Annotated in this window: 2 protein-coding genes and 1 pseudogene; 2 read left to right on the forward strand and 1 reads right to left on the reverse strand. The window is 76.3% G+C overall.

Annotated elements, in window-relative coordinates:
* Nucleotides 1-906: carbon-nitrogen hydrolase (locus tag JS521_RS35325; RefSeq protein ID WP_205086940.1), on the forward strand; the 906-nt coding region annotated here is incomplete at its 5' end.
* A gap of 84 nt (nucleotides 907-990) precedes the next feature.
* On the opposite strand, the gene JS521_RS35330 is transcribed toward JS521_RS35325, so the two are convergent.
* Complete coding sequence (locus tag JS521_RS35330) at nucleotides 991-1,131, reverse strand: hypothetical protein (protein ID WP_205086941.1); 141 nt, start codon at nucleotides 1,129-1,131, stop codon at nucleotides 991-993.
* 304 nt (nucleotides 1,132-1,435) lie between these two features.
* Here JS521_RS35330 and JS521_RS35335 point away from each other — a divergent pair.
* Nucleotides 1,436-2,185: pseudogene (locus JS521_RS35335) on the forward strand (AfsR/SARP family transcriptional regulator); the annotation flags it as partial.

A 2,185-nucleotide genomic window follows, 5' to 3' on the forward strand; every position in this document is an offset into this window, starting at 1 on the left:
ACCCGGACCCGCCCCGCCGAGCGCGCCCCCCTGCGCGTCGCGGCCGTCCAGCAGCGCTGGCACCGCGACCCCGCCGAGCACCGCGCCGCCCTGCTGGAGGGCATCCGGCTCGCGGCGGCGGAGGGCGCCCGGGTGGTCTGCCTCCAGGAGCTGACGCTCTCGCCGTACTTCGCGGTCGTCCGCCGCGCCGACCACCCGGAGCCCGCCGGGCCGGAGGAGCTGCTGACCGGCCCCACCTTCACGTTCGCGGCCGAGGCCGCGCGCGAGCACGGGGTGTACGTACACGCCTCGCTGTACGAGAAGGCCCCGGCGCCCGGCGGCGAGGACGACGGCCTCGGCTACAACACGGCGATCCTGGTCGCCCCCGACGGCACCCTCGCGCAGCGCACCCGTAAGACCCACATCCCGGTGACCGAGGGCTATTACGAGGACGACTGGTTCCGGGCCGGCCCGGCGGGCGACGACGCCTTCCCGCTGGTCGAGGTCGACGAGGCCCGCTTCGGCCTGCCCACCTGCTGGGACCAGTGGTTCCCGGAGCTCGCCCGCGCCTACTCCCTCGCCGGGGCCGACGTCCTCGTCTACCCGACCGCCATCGGCTCCGAGCCCGGCTTCCCCGGCTTCGACTCCCAGCCGCTGTGGCAGAAGGTGATCACCGGCAACGCCATCGCCAACGCCACCTTCATGGTCGTCCCGAACCGCATCGGCGCCGAGAACGGCCTCACCTTCTACGGCAGCTCCTTCATCGTGGACCCGTACGGCCGCGTCCTGGCCCAGGCCCCCCGCGACGAGCCCGCCGTCCTGGTCGCCGACCTCGACCTCGACGCCCGCCGCGACTGGCTGGAACTGTTCCCGTTCCTGACCACCCGCCGCCCGGACGCGTACGGCCCGCTCACCGAGACCCGCTGAGCGGGCGGGCTCAGCAGCGGCGCCCGGCCCTCGGCCGCCGATGTCATCCTGAGCGAGAACGCGCCGATGCGCCGATGCGCGACCTCACTGAGGCCCGGACGGTTCCGTCGTCGTCTCCACGAACCGGTCCATCAGCGACGGCCTGCTGACCGGAATCCACAGCCGGACGGCTCGCGAGTCGTACACCCCCAGGCAGACCGCCCCGACCGACAGCCGGCCGGCCACGGGCAGGTGGTAGGAGTGGGCGAAGCACCCCGCCGACCCGAGCGCGGGGCATCTGCCGCGACTCCGCGGAGATGAGCCCGCCGGAGCGTAAGGCCTGTTCAGCGCGGGCGACACGGCCGGGGGCGAAGCGCTGAACGCCCGCGCGCTCGCCCTGTTCACCGCCGCGGACGACCCGTGGGGCACCGCCGCCGCTCTCGGCCTGCGGTCGGCGCTCGCCCTGGTCGGCGGCGACCTCGACGCGCTCGGCCGCGACGGGCGGCGCAGCGCCGCGCTCTTCCGCGAACTGGGCGATTCTTGGGGCGAGTTGCAGACGGTGTCCCCGCTCGCCGCGCTCGCCGAGATCAAGGGCGGGTACGAGGAGGCCGAGCAACGGCAGCTCGAAGGGCTGCGGATGGCACGGGAGCTGGGTCTGGAGGCGGAGGTGCCGGCCCGGCTCTCCGGACTCGGCCGGCTCGCGCTGCTCGCCCGCGACTGGGACCGGGCCCGCGACCTGCACGAGCAGGCCCGGCGCATCGCCGCCGAGCAGGGCTACACGTACGGCGAGATCCACTCCGGCATGGGCCTGGCCCTCGGCGCCCGCCGCTCCGGCGACCTCGACGCCGCCGAAGCGCACCTCCTGCGCCTCCGCGACGGGTTCGCCGCCGTGTCGTCCCGGGCGGGGGACCACCTGCTCTGCGCGGAACTGGGCTTCATCGCCGAACTCCGGGGCGGGGCGGGCCCGGCCGCGGCGCACCACCTGCGCGGCCTGGAGATCGCCCGCGTCCTCGCAGAGCCGCGCGCCCTGGCCCTGTCCCTGGAGGGCCTGGCCGGGGCGGCGGCCCTGGCGGGGCGTACGCCGGAGGCCGTCTGCGCCGCCCGCCTCCTCGGGGCCGCCGCAGCCGCCCGCCTGCGCGCCGGTGCCCCGCTGCCGCCCGCCGAACGCGCCGACGTCGATCGCGTCACGGCGGCGACGCGGGCGGTCCTGGGCGCACCCGCGTTCTCGGAGGCGTTCGACCTCGGAGGCCGGGGTGGGCGGGAGCGTTGGAGCTGGCGCTCGGCGCCAAGGACGCGGGCC

The organism is Streptomyces durocortorensis (assembly GCF_016901035.1).
Lineage (GTDB): Bacteria > Actinomycetota > Actinomycetes > Streptomycetales > Streptomycetaceae > Streptomyces > Streptomyces durocortorensis.